Here is a 17277-nt window from a genome sequence, read left to right on the forward strand (position 1 = left end):
CCCCCTGCCGCGAGACCCCATCCCCACATGACCCGGATCGCCATCCGCTCCCACTCCCCCGAACATGCCGGCGTGCTGTCCGCCGCGGGCCTGCACCCCACCCTGGCGCGCATCCTGGCCGCGCGGGGCGTGCTGCACCCGTCCGAACTGGCAACCGACCTGCCCGAACTCGTGCCGCCGGCCCGCATGAAGGGCATCGACCACGCCGCGCAGTACCTGGCCGACGCCATCGCCACGGGCCGCAAGCTGCTGATCGTGGCCGACTACGACTGCGACGGCGCCACGGCCTGCGCCGTGGGCGTGCGCGGCCTGCGCATGCTGGGCGCCAGGGTCGATTTCATCGTGCCGAACCGCTTCGAGTACGGCTACGGGCTCACGCCGGAAATCGTCGAACTGGCCGCGCGCCAGCAGCCGGACGTGATCGTCACGGTCGACAACGGCATTGCCAGCGTGGACGGCGTGGCGGCCGCCAACGCGCTCGGCATCGACGTGGTGGTGACCGACCACCACCTGCCCGGCGCGGTGCTGCCGGACGCCGCCGTGATCGTCAACCCGAACCAGCCCGGCTGCGAGTTCCCGAGCAAGAACCTGGCCGGCGTGGGCGTGATGTTCTACGTGCTGCTGGCGCTGCGCGCCGAGCTGCGCCAGCGCGGCGTCTTCACGAAGGAAACCCAGCCGCCGCTGCAGACCCTGCTCGACCTCGTGGCCCTCGGCACGGTGGCCGATGTGGTCAGGCTCGACACCAACAACCGCATCCTCGTGGCGCAGGGCCTCAAGCGCATGCGGGCCGGGAAGATGCACGCCGGCGTGGCCGCGCTGTTCCGGGCCGCCGGCCGCGAAGCGCAGCGCGCCAACACGTTCGACCTTGGCTTCGGCCTCGGCCCGCGCCTGAACGCGGCCGGGCGGCTGGCGGACATGTCGCTCGGCATCGAATGCCTGCTGACCGACGACGCCAACCGGGCCTGGGAGATTGCCCAGGAACTGGACGGCATGAACCGCGAGCGGCGCGATATCGAGGCCGGCATGCAGCAGGAGGCGCTGCAGATCCTGGAGCAGCCGCTGGACGGCCTGGACCCGGCCTCGCGCCATACGGTCAGCGTGTTCCACGAGACCTGGCACCAGGGCGTGATCGGCATCGTGGCCTCGCGGCTCAAGGAGAAATACCACCGCCCGACGATTACCTTCGCACCGGGCGACGACGCGCATATCAAGGGCTCGGGCCGCTCGATCCCGGGCTTCCACCTGCGCGACGCGCTGGACCTGGTGTCCAAGCGCCATCCGGGCCTGCTCGTGAAATTTGGCGGACATGCGATGGCCGCGGGCCTGACCGTGCGCGCGGCCGATTTCGACACCTTCGTGGCCGCCTTCGAGGCCGTGGGCCGCGAATGGCTCAACGCCGAGCAGCTGGCCCGCGTGATCGAGACCGATGGCGATATCGAGGACGCCTGCTTCTCGCCGGAATTCGTGACCTTGCTGGAAGGTCACGTCTGGGGCCAGGGCTTCCCGCCACCCACGTTCTCGGGAGAGTTCGACGTGCTGCGCCAGACCGTGCTCAAGGGCAAGCACCTCAAGCTCCAGCTCGGGCGCGGCAGCCAGCGCTTCGACGCGATCTGGTTCAACCACGCCGACGCGCTGGACGGCGCCAGCGCGCTGGTGGCCTACCGGCTCGACAACAACACCTTCAACGGCGCCACGCGCGTGCAACTGATCGTCGAGCACGCGCAATAGCGGGCAACAGCGCACCGGCGCGGCGTTGCCCCGGTCAGCGCGACGGCAGGTAGCTGGCCGGATTGACCGGCTTGCCGTTGCCGCGCACCTCGAAATGCAGTTCGCTGGCGTTGTTCATGCTGCCCAGCTCCTGCCCGACCGCCACGCGGGCGCCTTCCTTGACCAGTGTCTTGTCCAGGTTGCCGTAGACGGTCAGCCAGTCGTCGTTGTGCTTGATGATGACGAGCTGGCCGTAGCCGCGCAGCGTGCCGACGTGGATGGCCCACCCCGACGCGGCCGCGCGGACCTTGCCGCCGGCCGGCACCTCGATGCGCAGGCCCTTCTCGGCCGGCGGCGCGAAACGGCCCGTGACCCGGCCATCGGCAGGCCACTGCAGGCTGATGGCGCTGGCGGGCGGCTTCGACGGCGCTGGCTCGGCGGCGGCCGGCTTCTCGGGCTTGTCGGCCACGGCCGGACCCGCGCCGGCCTTGGCGGCCGAGATACCGGCGCCCGCCGGCGGCTTGATCCGCACCAACTGGCCGACCTCGATCTGGCTGGTATCGGAGATATTGCTCCAGCGCGCCAGTTCGGCCACCGAGCGGCCGTTGCGGCGGGCAATCGAGTACAGCGTGTCGCCGCGCTCGACGCGGTAGTAGCCCTCGGGCGCCGGCTCGCTCGGCGTGGTGCCGCAGGCGGCCAGCAGCACCGCCACGGACACGGCGGCAAGGGACCCGGCCAGGCGGCGGGCGGCGGACTTGGGACGGAATACGGAAGAACTTGTCATGCTCGGGGGGAGAGGAAACAGCCGGAACGTGACCGCTATTGTCGCCGAAGTGAAGGCAAAGGCGGGCGCGAAGCCGACATCCGATGCCCCGGAGCCCTTCCGGGATGCGGCCGGTTGGCAGGATTACCACGCCAAACCGGGCGCGGGGGCCGGAAAGACGGCCCCGATCCGCTATAATTCCACGTTTTCGCAAGCGCAGAATTCTAGGAATCCCATGGAAGTAGAACGCCTCAACGCCATTTCCGGTGCCATCTCCGATCTCCGTTCCCGGACGGAAGATCTACGGGGGTATCTTTGACTACGATGTCAAGGAAAACCGCCTAGACGAAGTCAACGGACTGCTGGAAGACCCGGCCGTCTGGAACAATCCCAAGCGCGCCCAGGACCTGGGCAAGGAAAAGAAGGCGCTCGAAGCCGTCGTGCAGACGCTGCGCAAGCTGACCGAGGACCTCTCCGGGGCGGACGAACTGTTCGAACTGGCGCGCGAGGAAGGTGACGACGACACGCTGATCTCGATCGAGACCGACGTGCAGGGCTTCGAGGCCATCGTCGCCGACATGGAATTCCGCCGCATGTTCTCGGGCGAGATGGACCAGGCCAACGCGTTCATCGACATCCAGGCCGGCGCCGGCGGCACCGAGGCCTGCGACTGGGCCTCGATGCTGCTGCGCCAGTACCTGAAGTACTGCGAGCGCAAGGGCTTCAAGGCCGAGGTGCTCGAAGAGTCCGAAGGCGACGTGGCCGGCATCAAGAGCGCGACGATCAAGATCGAGGGCGACTACGCCTTCGGCTACCTGCGTACCGAGACCGGCGTGCACCGGCTGGTGCGCAAGTCGCCGTTCGATTCGTCGGGCGGCCGCCATACGTCGTTCTCGTCGGTGTTCGTCTACCCCGAGGTGGACGATTCGTTCGAGGTCGAGGTCAACCCGGCCGACCTGCGCGTGGACACCTACCGCGCGTCGGGCGCCGGCGGCCAGCACATCAACAAGACCGATTCGGCCGTGCGGATCACGCACATCCCGACCGGCATTGTCGTGCAGTGCCAGAACGACCGCTCGCAGCACCGTAACCGGGCCGAGGCGATGTCGATGCTGAAATCGCGCCTGTACGAGCACGAGATGCGCAAGCGCCAGGCCGAGGCCGACAAGCTCGAAGCCGGCAAGACCGACGTGGGCTGGGGCCACCAGATCCGCTCGTACGTGCTGGACCAGAGCCGCATCAAGGACCTGCGCACCAACGTGGAAATGTCCAACACGCAGAAGGTGCTCGACGGCGATCTCGATCCGTTCATCGAGGCCAGCCTGAAGCAGGGGCTGTAACCCGAGCCGCAAGACCGCCCGCGCCGCGCGGCCCCGCTCCGCCAGCGGGCCGCGCGGCGCGCACGAGAATAACCCGAGCCAACCACCGCCAGCCGTTTCACAGAGGAAGGTCCACGTCATGACCACCGGAACGCCCCGCTCCACCCATCTCTACATCGTCACCGGCGCTTCGCGCGGCCTGGGCGCCGCACTGGTGCGCGCGCTGCTCAAGCCGGGCAACCGCGTCATCGGCGTGGCCCGCAGCCGCAATACCGGGCTGGAAGCCGAAGCCTCGGCCAGCGGCGTGGCCGTGGCCTGGCACCTGCAGGACCTGTCGCAGCCGGGCCCGTCGGCGGGCTGGCTCGGCAGCGTGCTCGACGCCGTGGACGACACCCCGGCCAGCATCACGCTGGTGCTCAACGCGGGCGTGGTGGAGCCCATCGGCCCGATCACGCAGCTGCGCGACACCACGCTGGTGCCGCACCTGCAGACCAACCTCGTCACGCCGATGACGATGACCGGCGCGTTCATCGAGCACACCGCCCGTTTCGACTGCCCGCGCCGCGTGCTGGCGATCTCGTCGGGCGCCGCGCGCAACCCGGTGCCGGGCTGGAGCGCCTACTGCGCCGGCAAGGCGGGGCTGGACATGTTCATCCGCTCGGTCAACGCCGAATACGCGAGCCTGCCCGCCGAGCGCGCGGTGCGCGCCGTGGCGCTGGCCCCGGGCGTGGTGGACACGGGCATGCAGGAAACCATCCGCGAGGCCGATTTCGCCCAGGTGCAGCGCTTCCGCGACCTCAAGGCCAATGACCAGCTGGCCTCGCCCGACGACGTGGCCGGGCGCATCGTGGCCTACCTGGGCCGCGACGATTTCGGCACGACCGAACTCGACGACATCCGCAACTATTGAACTGCCGCGCGGGGTTCCGCCTCGCGCAACCGAATTTCACACCATGACCGAACCCACCCGCACGCCCGCCGCCCAGCCCACCGACGCGCCGGCCGTAGACGAGAACAAGATCATCGCCGAGCGCCGCGAGAAGCTGCAGGCACTGCGCGAGCAGGGCATCGCCTTCCCGAACGACTTCCGCCCCACGCACCAGGCCGGCGCGCTGCATGACCAGTACGACGCCACCGAGGCGCCCGAACTGGAAGCCAGCCCGGTGGAAGTGGCCATCGCCGGCCGCATGATGCTCAAGCGCGTGATGGGCAAGGCGAGCTTCGCCACGGTGCAGGACGCCACGGCGCGCATCCAGTTCTACGTGAGCCGCGACGCCATCGGCGAGGAAACCTACGCCAGCTTCAAGAAGTGGGACCTTGGCGATATCGTGGCGGCACGCGGCACGCTGATGAAGACCAAGACCGGCGAGCTGTCGGTGGCGGTGACCGAACTGCGCCTGCTCTCCAAGAGCCTGCGTCCGCTGCCGGGCGACTTCTACGGCCTGGCCGACCAGGAAATGAAGTACCGCCAGCGCTATGTGGACCTGATCGTCTCGCCGGAAACGCGCGACACGTTCCGCGCCCGCACCAAGGCGATGTCGTCGCTGCGCCGCCATATGGCCGACGCCGGCTTCATGGAAGTGGAAACGCCGATGCTGCACCCGATTCCGGGCGGTGCGGCAGCCAAGCCGTTCATCACGCACCACAACGCGCTGGACATGCAGATGTTCCTGCGCATCGCGCCCGAGCTGTACCTGAAGCGCCTGATCGTCGGCGGCTTCGAGCGCGTGTTCGAGATCAACCGCAACTTCCGTAACGAGGGGGTGAGCCCGCGCCACAACCCCGAGTTCACGATGATGGAGTTCTACGCGGCCTACACGGACTACCGCTGGCTGATGGACTTCACCGAGAACCTGATCCGCGAAGCCGCCATCGACGCCCGCGGCAGCGCCACGCTGACCTACCAGGACCGCGAACTGGACCTCTCGAAGCCGTTCCACCGCCTGACGATCTGCCAGGCCATCCAGAAGTTCGCGCCCGAGTACACCGACGCGCAACTGGCGGATGCCGCATTCCTGCGCACCGAGCTCAAGGACAAGTTCAAGATCAACACCAACGCGCCGCAGTTCCTGAACGCCGGGCTGGGCACGCTGCAACTGGTGCTGTTCGAGGAAACCGCCGAGTCGCAACTGTGGGAGCCGACCTTCATCGTCGACTACCCCGTGGAAGTCTCGCCGCTGGCGCGCGGCTCCGACACGCAGCCGGGCATCACCGAGCGTTTCGAGCTGTTCATCACGGGCCGCGAGATCGCCAACGGCTTCTCGGAACTGAACGATCCGGAAGACCAGGCTGACCGCTTCCGCAAGCAGGTCGAGCAGAAGGACGCCGGCGACGAGGAAGCGATGTACTTCGACGCCGACTACATCCGCGCGCTCGAATACGGCATGCCCCCGACCGGCGGCTGCGGCATCGGCATCGACCGCCTGGTCATGCTGCTGACGGACAGCCCGAACATCCGCGACGTGATCCTGTTCCCGCATCTGCGCCGGGAAGATTGAGCGGTCTCCCCCCCTGGGTGTTCCCCTCTCCCGCCATGCGGGAGAGGGGTCGGGGGTGAGGGCCAGTTTTCTGTTACGCCCACCCTGTCAGACACCTTCCGACACCGCCGTAACCCCCTGATTCACAAGCGTTTTCCGCGCTACACCTCCTTACAAAATCGAACGGATTTTGCCGCGCGATTGGGCCAGACTTCCAGTATCCCGAGCGATTTGGAGTTTTTGCCATGTCTGGTCCGGAAACCGTCCCTACCCTGCCGCGTTCGCGGCGCCTGCATCCGCTGATCGCCACGGCCGCCGTGGCGGTGGTGATTGCCAGCCTGACCGCCGTGGCCGCTGTCACGGGCGTCCTGCCGATCGGCAAGGCCGACACGTCGCCAGCATCGTCATATCGCCAAAGCCAAACCGCCCCGAGCCAGCCGGCCGGCTCGGCCACTCGCCCGCCCGAGCGTGAAGTTGCCCAGCGTGCCGAGCCGAAGCCGGCACCGCGCCCGAGCAGCACAGCCGGCCATGTGACCGGTGTGCAGGTCGTGGCCGCCGAGAAGCCGACCAGCGGCCTGGGCGCCCTGGGTGGCGCCGTGGTGGGTGGTTTGGTGGGGAATCAGATCGGTAACGGCAACGGGCGTATCCTGGGCACCGTCGCGGGCGCTGCCGCAGGCGGGCTGGGCGGGAATTACGCCGAGAAGAAGCTGAACACCGACAAGACCTATCGTGTCAGCGTGAAGATGGACGATGGCTCGCGCCGCACGTTCACCTATCAGAACCCGCCGGGGGTGGAAGTTGGCGAGCGCGTGCACATGGAGAAGGGTGTGCTGGTGCGGGGATAACAACAAAACGCAACAAAAAGCACGGCGCGAAGCCGTGCTTTTTACTATGCCGTGAGGCGTTGGGAAAACCGCCTCAGGCCGCTTCCTCGATCCACGCCTGCTGGATCGCTTCCAGGATCTTCTCGCCCGAGCGTTCCGGCAGGTCATCGAAACCTTCGAGTTCCAGCACCCACTGGCGCAGTTGCGTGAAGCGCACCGTCAGCGGATCGACGTCAGGAAACTTGTCGTAGAGCGCGGCGGCAACGTCGTAGGTATCTGTCCATTTCATGGGAAAACTCCTCGCGTGGGCCTTAGTGGCCTTCCTTGGCGTGGTTGATCGTGTATTTCGGGATCTCGACGGTCAGGTCGCTGTCAGCGACGATGGCCTGGCACGACAGTCGCGAGTTGGGTTCCAGCCCCCAGGCCTTGTCGAGCAGGTCTTCCTCGGTTTCCTCGGCATCTTCGAGCGAGTTGAAGCCCTCGCGCACCACCACGTGGCAGGTCGTGCAGGCGCACGACTTCTCGCAGGCGTGCTCGATGTTGATGCCGTTCTGCAGCAGCGCGTCGCAGATGCTGGTGCCGCTGCCGGCTTCGAAGACGGCGCCCTCGGGACACAATTCCACGTGGGGCAAGACGATGATCTGTGGCATTTCTTTCCTGTGCTTGCGTGCGGTTGCGGCGCTCAGCCGAGTTCCTGCACGGTCTTTCCGGCCAGCGCGCTCTTGATCGAACGATCCATGCGGCGCGCGGCAAATTCGTCGGTGCCATGCGAGAGCCGTTCCACCTCGGCCTTGATGGCGTGATGGTCCTCGCCCCGGGCGATCTCGCGTACGCTGGCCATCAGCGCCTGCACGGCGGCGCGTTCCTCGGCCGACAGCAGGTCGCCGTCGACATCGAGCGCCCGCCCCGTGGCTTCCACCAGCCGCTCGGCCTCCACGCGTTCCTCGGCCAGCGCGCGGCTCTTCATGTCGTGCTCGGCCTCGCGGAAGCTCTCCTGGAGCATGCGGGCGATATCGTCGTCGGCCAGCCCGTACGACGGCTTGACGGTCACCGAGGCTTCCACGCCCGAATTGGTCTCGCGCGCCGACACCGACAGCAGGCCGTCGGCATCCACCTGGTACGTCACGCGGATGCGTGCCGCGCCGGCCACCATCGGCGGAATGCCGCGCAGCTCGAAGCGGGCCAGCGAACGGCAGTCGGCGGCCAGTTCCCGCTCGCCCTGCAGCACATGGATCGCCATGGCCGTCTGGCCATCCTTGAACGTGGTGAATTCCTGCGCACGCGCCACCGGAATGGTGCTGTTGCGCGGGATGATCTTCTCCACCAGCCCGCCCATCGTCTCCACGCCCAGCGAGAGCGGGATCACGTCGAGCAGCAGCCAGTCGTCGCCCGGTGCATGGTTGCCGGCCAGCAGGTTGGCCTGCATCGCGGCGCCCAGCGCCACCACGCGGTCCGGATCGAGGTTGGTCAGCGGCTGCTGGCCAAAATACTCGCCCACGGCACGGCGGATGGCCGGCATGCGCGTGGCGCCGCCCACCAGCACCACGCCCTTGACGTCTTCGGGCCCCACGCCGGCATCGCGCAGCGCCTTGCGCACCGGCGCCAGCGTCTTCTCCACCAGATGCTTCGTGATCTCGATAAAGGTCGCGGCGTCCAGCGGCAGGTGCACGATCTCGCCGCTGGCCAGCACGGCATCGATCACCGTGCTGTCGCTGGCCGAGAGCGCCTCCTTGGCCGCGCGGGCACGCACCATCAGCAGGCGCATGTCCTCGGCCGACAGCGGCTGCAGCCCGGCCTGCTCGACGATCCAGCACATCAGGCGCTGGTCGAAATCATCGCCGCCCAGCGCCGAATCGCCGCCGGTGGACATCACCTCGAACACGCCCTTGGTCAGCTTGAGCACCGAGATGTCGAACGTGCCCCCGCCCAGGTCGTAGACGGCATAGATGCCTTCGGCGGCGTTGTCCAGGCCGTAGGCAATGGCCGCCGCGGTCGGCTCGTTGAGCAGCCGCAGCACGTCCAGCCCGGCCAGTTGCGCCGCGTCCTTGGTGGCCTGACGCTGCGCGTCATCGAAGTAGGCCGGCACCGTGATCACGGCGCCGACGATATCGTCACCGAGCGAATCCTCGGCACGCTGGCGCAGCGTGGCCAGGATCTCGGCCGAGACCTCCACCGGACTCTTCACGCCGGCCACGGTCTTGATCTGCACCATGCCCGGCGCATCGACGAAGTCGTACGGGCTGTGCTCGATATTGGCCACGTCGCGCAGGCCCCGGCCCATGAAGCGCTTGACCGAGACGATGGTGTTCTTGGGGTCGCGTACTGCCTCGTCCTGGGCCTTGTAGCCGATGTGCGCGCCGCCGGCCGGCAGGTAACGCACCACGGACGGCAGCAGCGCGCGGCCGCTCTCGTCGGGCAGGACTTCGGGAATGCTGTTGCGCACGGCGGCCACCAGGGAGTTGGTGGTGCCAAGGTCGATACCCACCGCCAGACGGCGCTGGTGCGGCGCCGTGGACATGCCGGGTTCGGAAATCTGGAGCAGTGCCATGAGAATCTTCTAATCTTCGAGCCGATCGATCGCCTCGCTGGCGTCGTGTTCGATCTTCTCGATAAACATCAGTTGGCGCGCGGCGGCACCGGCCGCCTCGTTGTCGCCACCGTCGAGCAGCGCGCCCAGCGCCGCGTGGCGATCACGCTTTTCCTGGCGCAGCTCGCGCAGCAGGCGGTCGAGCCGGCCCACGTCGCGCGCCTCCACCGCGTCCTGCAACGCCTCGCGCCATTCCATCTGCTGCATCAGGAAGGCCGGCGCCATCGCCGTGTTGCTCTCGGCCTGGATGTCCACCCCGCGCATCTGCAAGAGGTAGATGGCCCGCTTGAGCGGCTGGCGCAGCGTCCGGTAACCCTCGTTGGCGTGCGCGGCCCACTGCATGGCCACGCGCCGTTCGGCATCGCCGGCATTGGCGAAACGGTCCGGGTGGGCCTGCGTCTGGACGGTCCGATAGGCCGCATCGAGTGCCGCTTCGTCCACTTCATACTGGGCGGGCAGCCCGAACAGCGAGAAGAAATCGTCTTTCAAAGCGCGTCTTTCAAAAACTTCGCCAACAAAAAGGAGCGGTCGAGCCGCCCCCTTGTCGTGGTGCCACGCCGGGCCTCAGACCCGGAACGACTCGCCGCAGCCGCACTCGTCCTTGACGTTCGGGTTGTTGAACTTGAACCCCTCGTTCAACCCCTCGCGCGCGAAATCGAGTTCGGTGCCGTCGATGTACGGCAGGCTCTTCGGATCCACGATGACCTTGAGGCCACGCGTCTCGAAGACCTGGTCCTCGGGCAGCACCTCGTCCACATACTCGAGCTTGTACGCCAGGCCCGAGCAGCCAGTGGTCTTCACGCCGACGCGCAGGCCCACGCCCTTGCCGCGACGTTCGAGGTAGCGGGCGACGTGCTTCGCCGCCTTTTCGGTCATTGTGATCATCTTCGCCTTGCTGTCGTCAAAACTTCAAAAAAGCCGTGCGCCGACGCTCAGGCAGCCTGTTCGGCGCCGTGCTTCTTCTTGTAGTCCTCCACGGCCGCCTTGATGGCGTCTTCCGCGAGGATCGAGCAGTGGATCTTCACCGGCGGCAGCGCCAGTTCCTCGGCGATCTGCGTGTTCTTGATCTCCAGCGCCTGGTCGACGGTCTTGCCCTTGACCCATTCGGTCACCAGCGACGACGACGCAATGGCCGAGCCGCAGCCGTAGGTCTTGAACTTGGCGTCCTCGATCACGCCCGATTCGTTCACCTTGATCTGCAGCTTCATCACGTCGCCGCAGGCCGGAGCGCCGACCATGCCGGTGCCCACCGCGTCGTCGTCCTTGTCGAACGAACCGACGTTACGCGGATTTTCATAGTGGTCGAGAACCTTGGTGCTGTAAGACATGTTGGTTACCTCTGACGAATCTTCATGGGGTTCTTGTTATGTCCGGCCGGCTGCGCTCAGTGCGCGGCCCACTGGATCGAATTCAGGTCGACGCCGTCCTTGAACATTTCCCAGAGCGGCGACAGTTCGCGCAGCTTGCCGATCTTGTTCTTGAGCAGTTCCACGGTGTAGTCGACTTCCGATTCCGTAGTAAAACGTCCAACGGTGAAGCGGATCGAGCTATGCGCCAGCTCGTCGTTGCGGCCCAGGGCACGCAGCACGTACGACGGTTCCAGCGACGCCGACGTGCAGGCCGAGCCCGACGACACGGCCACGTCCTTGATGGCCATGATCAGCGACTCGCCCTCGACGTAGTTGAAGCTCACGTTGAGGTTGTGCGGCACGCGGTGTTCCATCGAGCCGTTCAGGTACACCTCTTCCATCGACGACAGGCCGTTCCACAGGCGGTCACGCAGCATGCGGATCCGCTCGTTCTCGGTGGCCATTTCCTCGCGGGCCAGACGGAACGCCTCGCCCATGCCGACGATCTGGTGCGTAGCCAGCGTGCCCGAACGCATGCCGCGCTCGTGGCCGCCGCCGTGCATCTGCGCCTCGATCCGGATACGCGGCTTGCGGCGCACGTACAGCGCGCCGATGCCCTTCGGGCCGTAGGTCTTGTGGGCCGAGAACGACATCAGGTCGCACTTCAGCTTGCTCAGGTCGATGCCGACCTTGCCGGTGGCCTGCGCGGCGTCACAGTGGAAGATGATGCCCTTCTCGCGGCAGATCTCGCCAATCTGCTCGACGTCCTGGATCACGCCGATCTCGTTGTTCACCAGCATCACCGACACCAGGATCGTGTCCGGGCGCAGCGCCTGCTTGAACACGTCCATGTCGATCAGGCCGTCGTCCCTGACGTCGAGGTACGTCACCTCGAAGCCCTGGCGTTCCAGTTCACGCGTGGTGTCCAGCACGGCCTTGTGCTCGGTCTTCACGGTGATGATGTGCTTGCCCTTGCCCGAGTAGAAATTGGCCGCGCCCTTGATGGCGAGGTTGTCCGACTCGGTCGCACCCGACGTCCACACGATCTCGCGCGGATCGGCACCCACCAGCGCCGCCACCTGCTCGCGCGCCTCTTCCACGGCGCGCTCGGCGTCCCACCCGTAGGCGTGGCTGCGCGAGGCCGGATTGCCGAACTGCTCGCGCAGGTACGGAATCATCTTGTCGGCAACGCGCGGGTCCACCGGCGTCGTGGCCGAGTAATCCATGTAGATCGGGAAGTGTGGGGTGGTGCTCATCTTATGACTGCCTTATAGGGATCGCTAATCGCGTACTGCCTACCGATAGTTTAGTATAAATACTGCGACGCTGCTCAGGACTGGGCGAGGCTGAACACGGAATTGACCACACGCGCACGCGCGGGCTTTTCCTGTTTTTCGGATTTGTTGCGGGAAACGGTGACCGGTTGCTGCGCGGCGTCATCGCGGCGGTCGTGCAACACGGCCGGCTGGCGGGCACGCTGCTGGTCGACCAGATTCTTCAGTGATACGGAATCGAGGTACTCGACCATCTTCTGGTTCAGCGTGGCCCACAGTTCGTGGGTCATGCAGCGGCCGGAGCCGTCATCGCCATTGCAGTTGCCCTTGCCGCCACACTGGGTGGCGTCCAGCGGCTCGTCCACGGCGATGATGATGTCTGCGACGGTGACGTCCTCGGCCTTGCGGGCGAGGCTGTATCCGCCTCCCGGACCGCGCACGCTTTCCACGATCTCGTGGCGGCGCAGCTTGCCAAACAGCTGCTCCAGGTACGACAGCGAGATCTTCTGACGCTGGCTGATGCCCGCAAGAGTCACGGGGCCCTGATCCTGGCGCATGGCCAGGTCGATCATTGCAGTGACCGCGAAACGGCCTTTGGTGGTCAGTCTCATGATGCTCGGGGAGAGGGAATACTTGAGGATTTCGGTCGAGTTTACGATATCCCGACTAAATCAGTCAAGTTCCCCCTGCTGCAACGCACTGTTCCGAAACCCATAACGATGGCCCCCGGAACGGCGCTTCCAGCCCGGTTTTCCCCTGCCGAAACGCGCGATTCTACCGGCTGCGGCGCACTTGCGCAGCGCCCGGCGCGGCCTGCGGGACGGCTACAGCTGTTCGGCCAGCGCCCTGCCCCGGGCGAAGCCGGCCGCTTCGGCGTCCTGCGGCGTCTTGAAATGATCCGTCGGCGGCGCATTCTCGACCAGCGAGGCCGCCGACCGGATATTGGTCCCCTTGCGGCAGACCCGCACCGTGTAATCCCATTCGATGGGTGTGCGGGGCTTCACGAGCACCTGGATTTCGTGGGTGTCGAACACCTTCTTCTTCCATTCACTGCTGTAGGCCATTCCTGTCTCCTGGCCGGCTGTGTCTCGGTCCAACCCCTGGGCCCTGGTCAGTTCACTTCGCCGGCATCGATGGTGCGCATGGCTTCGGCCTCGGCCAGGGCGAGTGCCGCCTCTGGCGTTTCGGCCGTGCCTGTCTCGGTTTCAAACGTGGGGCCGCCGGGCTCGCCGAACGCGTCCGCTATCGTGACCACGCCGGCAAACCCGCCCGCCGCGTGCCGCACGGCGCGGACCACCACCGCATAACCACCGTACTCGAACTGCGTCACCATGGCGCGCTCCTGGGTTCGTGGCGCGGCCCAAGGCCGCGGGGCAGCCGCCTAACCACTATAGGACGCCGTGCCGCAACGTGCGCATCGGCGGCACGCGCGGCGGCTCGGGGATTGCCTCAGCTTGACGGCGGCAGCAGATGGTCGCCGTCGGCGCTGCCGCCGAACACCTGGGCACGCAGCTTGGCCAGCTTGTCGCGCACCTGGGCGGCCTTCTCGAACTCCAGGTTCTTCGCATGGTCGAGCATCTGCTTCTCCAGGCGCTTGATCTCCTTGGCCACCTGCTTCTCGCTCATGTCCTCGTACTTCGCGCGCTCGGCGGCGGCCGACGCCTCGGCCTTGACCTCGTCCGGGTCGTAGACCCCGTCGATGATGTCCTTGATGCGCTTGACCACGCCGCGCGGCACGATGCCATGGGCCTCGTTGTGCGCCATCTGCTTGGCCCGGCGGCGTTCGGTCTCGCCAATGGCCACGCGCATCGAATCCGTCATGCGGTCCGCGTAGAGGATGGCCGTGCCGTTGACATTGCGCGCGGCCCGGCCGATCGTCTGGATCAGCGAGCGCTCGGCGCGCAGGAAGCCTTCCTTGTCGGCATCGAGAATCGCCACCAGCGACACCTCGGGAATGTCGAGCCCCTCGCGCAGCAGGTTGATCCCCACCAGCACGTCGAACGTGCCCAGGCGCAGGTCGCGGATGATTTCCACGCGCTCCACGGTGTCGATGTCCGAATGGAGATAGCGCACCTTGACGCCGTTCTCGGACAGGAACTCGGTCAGTTGCTCGGCCATGCGCTTGGTCAGCGTGGTCACCAGCACGCGCTCGTTGACCTTGACCCGCGCGTGGATCTCGCCCAGCAGGTCGTCCACCTGCGTGGTGGCGGGCCGCACCTCGATGGTCGGGTCCACCAGCCCCGTGGGGCGCACCACCTGCTCCACCACCTGGCCGGCGTGCTCCTTCTCGTAGGCGGCCGGCGTGGCCGTGACGAACACCGCCTGGCGCATCTTGCGCTCGTATTCGTCGAACTTGAGCGGCCGGTTGTCGATCGCCGACGGCAGCCGGAAGCCGTACTCCACCAGCGTGGTCTTGCGCGCCCGGTCGCCGTTGTACATGCCGTTGAGCTGGCCGATCAGCACGTGCGATTCGTCAAGGAACATCAGCGCGTCGGGCGGCAGGTAGTCCACCAGCGTCGGCGGCGGCTCACCGGGCCTGGCCCCCGACAGGTGCCGCGAATAGTTCTCGATGCCCTTGCAGAAGCCCAGTTCCGAGAGCATTTCGAGGTCGAAGCGTGTGCGCTGCTCCAGCCGCTGGGCCTCGACCAGCCGGTTCTCCTTGTAGAAGAAATCCAGCCGCTCGCGCAGCTCGGCCTTGATGTTCTCGATGGCCCGCAGCACGGTCTCGCGCGGCGTGACGTAGTGGCTCGACGGGTAGACCGTGAAGCGCGGAATCTTCTGGCGCACGCGGCCCGTGAGCGGGTCGAAGAACTGCAGCGAATCCACCTCGTCGTCGAACAGTTCCACACGCACGGCCATCTCCGCGTGCTCGGCCGGAAAGATGTCGAGCGTGTCGCCGCGCACCCGGAACGTGCCGCGCTGGAAATCCGAATCGTTGCGCGTGTACTGCATGGCGATCAGCCGGGCGATCACGTCGCGCTGGCTCAGCTTGTCGCCGGTGCGCAACGTCAGGATCATCTGGTGGTATTCGCTCGGGTTGCCAATGCCGTAGATCGCCGACACCGTCGCCACGATGATCGTGTCGCGCCGCTCCAGCAGGCTCTTGGTGGCCGACAGCCGCATCTGCTCGATATGCTCGTTGATCGACGAGTCCTTCTCGATGAACAGGTCGCGCTGCGGCACATAGGCCTCGGGCTGGTAGTAATCGTAGTAGCTGACGAAATACTCCACCGCGTTGCGCGGGAAGAACTCGCGGAATTCCGAGTAAAGCTGCGCCGCCAGCGTCTTGTTTGGCGCAAATACGATGGCCGGGCGCCCCATCCGCGCGATGACGTTGGCCATCGTGTAGGTCTTGCCCGAGCCGGTCACGCCCAGCAGCGTCTGGAACGACAGCCCGTCCTCCACGCCCTCCACGAGCTGGCGGATTGCCTCGGGCTGGTCGCCGGCGGGCGGATACGGCTGGTAGAGCTGGAACGGGGACCCCGGAAACGTGACGAACTTCTCTTCGTCGAGAACGGGGGCGGCTTCTGCGAGATTCGTCATGAAATTAGGGAAATACCTCAGGAAAACGGGCGGATACGCTAGAATCTTGGGGTTGCGCGGCCCGGTTCAACCCCTGCCCCGGTCCGCCGCAGCCCTGCGCAGTCCGAAGCATTCTACGCCCTCCGTTTTGTTACACAGCTGACCACGAGATTCCAAATGAGTTTGTTTTCTGCCGTCGAGATGGCCCCGCGCGACCCGATCCTGGGCCTGAATGAAGCATTCAATGCCGATACGCGTCCCACCAAGGTCAATCTGGGCGTGGGCGTGTACTTCACCGACGAAGGGAAAATCCCGCTGCTGCGCGCCGTCCAGGAGGCCGAGAAGGCCCGCCTGACCACCGCCACGCCGCGCGGCTACCTGCCGATCGAGGGCATCGCCGCCTACGACCAGGCCGTGCAGACCCTGCTGTTCGGCAAGGAATCGCCGCTGATCACGGAAGGTCGCGTAGTGACGGCTCAGGCACTTGGCGGCACGGGCGCGCTGAAGATCGGCGCCGACTTCCTGAAGCGCCTGTACCCGGACGCCTCGGTCGCCATCAGCGACCCGAGCTGGGAAAACCACCGCGCGCTGTTCGAAGCCGCCGGTTTCCCGGTGGTCAACTATGCCTATTACGATGCCCCGAGCCACGGCCTGAACTTCGCCGGCATGGTGGCATCGCTGAAGTCGTACCCGGCCAACACGATCGTCGTGCTGCACGCGTGCTGCCACAACCCGACCGGCGTGGACCTGAACGACGACCAGTGGAAGCAGGTGGTCGAGCTGGTCAAGGAGCGCAACCTGATTCCGTTCCTGGACATGGCCTACCAGGGCTTTGCCGACGGCATCGACCGTGACGGCGCCGCCGTGCGCCTGTTCGCCGAATCGGGCCTGCCGTTCTTCGTGTCGAGCTCGTTCTCGAAAAGCTTCTCGCTGTACGGCGAGCGCGTGGGCGCGATCTCGATCGTGACCACCAGCAAGGACGAAGCCCAGCGCGTGATGTCGCAGGTCAAGCGCGTGATCCGCACGAACTACTCGAACCCGCCGACCCACGGCGGCACCGTGGTGGCCACCGTGCTGAACAGCCCGGAACTGCGCGCCATGTGGGAAGAGGAACTGGCCGAAATGCGCGACCGCATCAAGCTGATGCGCAATGCGCTGGTGGACAAGCTGGCCGCCGCCGGCGTGCCGGGCGATTTCTCGTTCGTGAAGGCCCAGCGCGGCATGTTCTCGTATTCGGGCCTGACGTCGGCCCAGGTGGACCGCCTGCGCACCGAACACGGCATCTACGCCGTGGGCACGGGCCGCATCTGCGTGGCCGCGCTGAACAGCCGCAACATCGACGCCGTGGTGAAAGCCATCGCCGCCGTCTACTAAGCGGGCTGCCGCACCCGGGCGTTGCACCAAACTGCAACGCCCGCCCCCGAAAAGGCGACCTGAAGGCCACTCCGGTCGCCT

General features: G+C 66.4%; 18 protein-coding genes. 6 read left to right on the top strand and 12 right to left on the bottom strand.

Annotation, left to right across the window (positions count from 1 at the left end; translation table 11 throughout):
* Positions 1-27: 27 nt before the first annotated feature.
* The gene (gene recJ / locus EV147_RS08005; protein ID WP_130390557.1) at positions 28-1728 is read left to right on the top strand and encodes a single-stranded-DNA-specific exonuclease RecJ; all 1701 of its coding nucleotides are present in this window, start codon (positions 28-30) and stop codon (positions 1726-1728) included.
* A gap of 34 nt (positions 1729-1762) precedes the next feature.
* Here recJ and EV147_RS08010 read toward each other — a convergent pair whose 3' ends face one another.
* The gene (locus EV147_RS08010) at positions 1763-2491 is read right to left on the bottom strand and encodes a peptidoglycan DD-metalloendopeptidase family protein (protein WP_130390558.1); all 729 of its coding nucleotides are present in this window, start codon (positions 2489-2491) and stop codon (positions 1763-1765) included.
* Positions 2492-2705: 214 nt separating this feature from the next.
* Between EV147_RS08010 and prfB the strand changes: the two genes are divergently transcribed.
* From prfB to EV147_RS08030, 4 genes are all read left to right on the top strand, one after another.
* Positions 2706-3810, top strand: a protein-coding gene (gene prfB, locus EV147_RS08015) for a peptide chain release factor 2 (protein WP_130390559.1) whose coding sequence is annotated in 2 segments (ribosomal slippage) — positions 2706-2786 and positions 2788-3810 — 1104 coding nt in all. Because the reading frame shifts where the segments join, the coding sequence is not laid out codon by codon here.
* Between the two features lie 118 nt (positions 3811-3928).
* Positions 3929-4699 carry an SDR family oxidoreductase gene (locus tag EV147_RS08020; protein ID WP_130390560.1) on the top strand — a complete coding sequence of 257 codons (771 nt, stop codon included), beginning with the start codon at positions 3929-3931 and terminating at the stop codon, positions 4697-4699.
* Between the two features lie 43 nt (positions 4700-4742).
* Positions 4743-6287, top strand: a complete 1545-nt coding sequence (gene lysS, locus EV147_RS08025) for a lysine--tRNA ligase (protein ID WP_130390561.1) — start codon at positions 4743-4745, stop codon at positions 6285-6287.
* 224 nt (positions 6288-6511) lie between these two features.
* Positions 6512-7111 (top strand): glycine zipper 2TM domain-containing protein, encoded by a 600-nt coding sequence (locus tag EV147_RS08030; RefSeq protein WP_130390562.1) that lies wholly within the window; start codon positions 6512-6514, stop codon positions 7109-7111.
* 73 nt (positions 7112-7184) lie between these two features.
* On the opposite strand, the gene iscX is transcribed toward EV147_RS08030, so the two are convergent.
* The 11 genes from iscX to uvrB form a co-directional block, all read right to left on the bottom strand.
* Positions 7185-7379 carry a Fe-S cluster assembly protein IscX gene (gene iscX / locus EV147_RS08035; protein ID WP_130390563.1) on the bottom strand — a complete coding sequence of 65 codons (195 nt, stop codon included), beginning with the start codon at positions 7377-7379 and terminating at the stop codon, positions 7185-7187.
* A 22-nt stretch (positions 7380-7401) separates the two neighbouring features.
* On the bottom strand, positions 7402-7740 hold the full coding sequence (fdx, locus tag EV147_RS08040; RefSeq protein WP_130390564.1) for an ISC system 2Fe-2S type ferredoxin: 339 nt from the start codon (positions 7738-7740) through the stop codon (positions 7402-7404).
* Between the two features lie 32 nt (positions 7741-7772).
* Positions 7773-9638 carry a Fe-S protein assembly chaperone HscA gene (gene hscA, locus EV147_RS08045; protein ID WP_130390565.1) on the bottom strand — a complete coding sequence of 622 codons (1866 nt, stop codon included), beginning with the start codon at positions 9636-9638 and terminating at the stop codon, positions 7773-7775.
* Between the two features lie 9 nt (positions 9639-9647).
* Entirely contained in the window at positions 9648-10166 is a 519-nt protein-coding gene (gene hscB / locus EV147_RS08050; RefSeq protein ID WP_130390566.1) for a Fe-S protein assembly co-chaperone HscB, read from the bottom strand.
* Between the two features lie 75 nt (positions 10167-10241).
* Positions 10242-10562 carry an iron-sulfur cluster assembly protein IscA gene (gene iscA / locus EV147_RS08055; protein WP_130390567.1) on the bottom strand — a complete coding sequence of 107 codons (321 nt, stop codon included), beginning with the start codon at positions 10560-10562 and terminating at the stop codon, positions 10242-10244.
* Between the two features lie 47 nt (positions 10563-10609).
* Positions 10610-11005: a Fe-S cluster assembly scaffold IscU gene (gene iscU, locus EV147_RS08060; protein WP_130390568.1), complete on the bottom strand. Its 396-nt coding sequence runs from the start codon at positions 11003-11005 to the stop codon at positions 10610-10612.
* 56 nt (positions 11006-11061) lie between these two features.
* Complete coding sequence (locus EV147_RS08065; RefSeq protein WP_130390569.1) at positions 11062-12282, bottom strand: IscS subfamily cysteine desulfurase; 1221 nt, start codon at positions 12280-12282, stop codon at positions 11062-11064.
* 74 nt (positions 12283-12356) lie between these two features.
* Positions 12357-12911, bottom strand: coding sequence for a Fe-S cluster assembly transcriptional regulator IscR (gene iscR, locus EV147_RS08070; protein ID WP_130390570.1), 555 nt, complete (start codon positions 12909-12911; stop codon positions 12357-12359).
* A gap of 213 nt (positions 12912-13124) precedes the next feature.
* Positions 13125-13364 carry a hypothetical protein gene (locus EV147_RS08075; RefSeq protein ID WP_130390571.1) on the bottom strand — a complete coding sequence of 80 codons (240 nt, stop codon included), beginning with the start codon at positions 13362-13364 and terminating at the stop codon, positions 13125-13127.
* A gap of 47 nt (positions 13365-13411) precedes the next feature.
* Entirely contained in the window at positions 13412-13633 is a 222-nt protein-coding gene (locus tag EV147_RS08080; protein ID WP_130390572.1) for a hypothetical protein, read from the bottom strand.
* 116 nt (positions 13634-13749) lie between these two features.
* Positions 13750-15843 carry an excinuclease ABC subunit UvrB gene (gene uvrB, locus EV147_RS08085; protein WP_130390573.1) on the bottom strand — a complete coding sequence of 698 codons (2094 nt, stop codon included), beginning with the start codon at positions 15841-15843 and terminating at the stop codon, positions 13750-13752.
* 156 nt (positions 15844-15999) lie between these two features.
* Here uvrB and EV147_RS08090 point away from each other — a divergent pair, with 156 nt between their 5' ends.
* Positions 16000-17196 carry an amino acid aminotransferase gene (locus EV147_RS08090; RefSeq protein ID WP_130390574.1) on the top strand — a complete coding sequence of 399 codons (1197 nt, stop codon included), beginning with the start codon at positions 16000-16002 and terminating at the stop codon, positions 17194-17196.
* Positions 17197-17277: the final 81 nt, after the last annotated feature.

Source organism: Cupriavidus agavae (genome assembly GCF_004217045.1).
GTDB classification, from domain to species: domain Bacteria; phylum Pseudomonadota; class Gammaproteobacteria; order Burkholderiales; family Burkholderiaceae; genus Cupriavidus; species Cupriavidus agavae.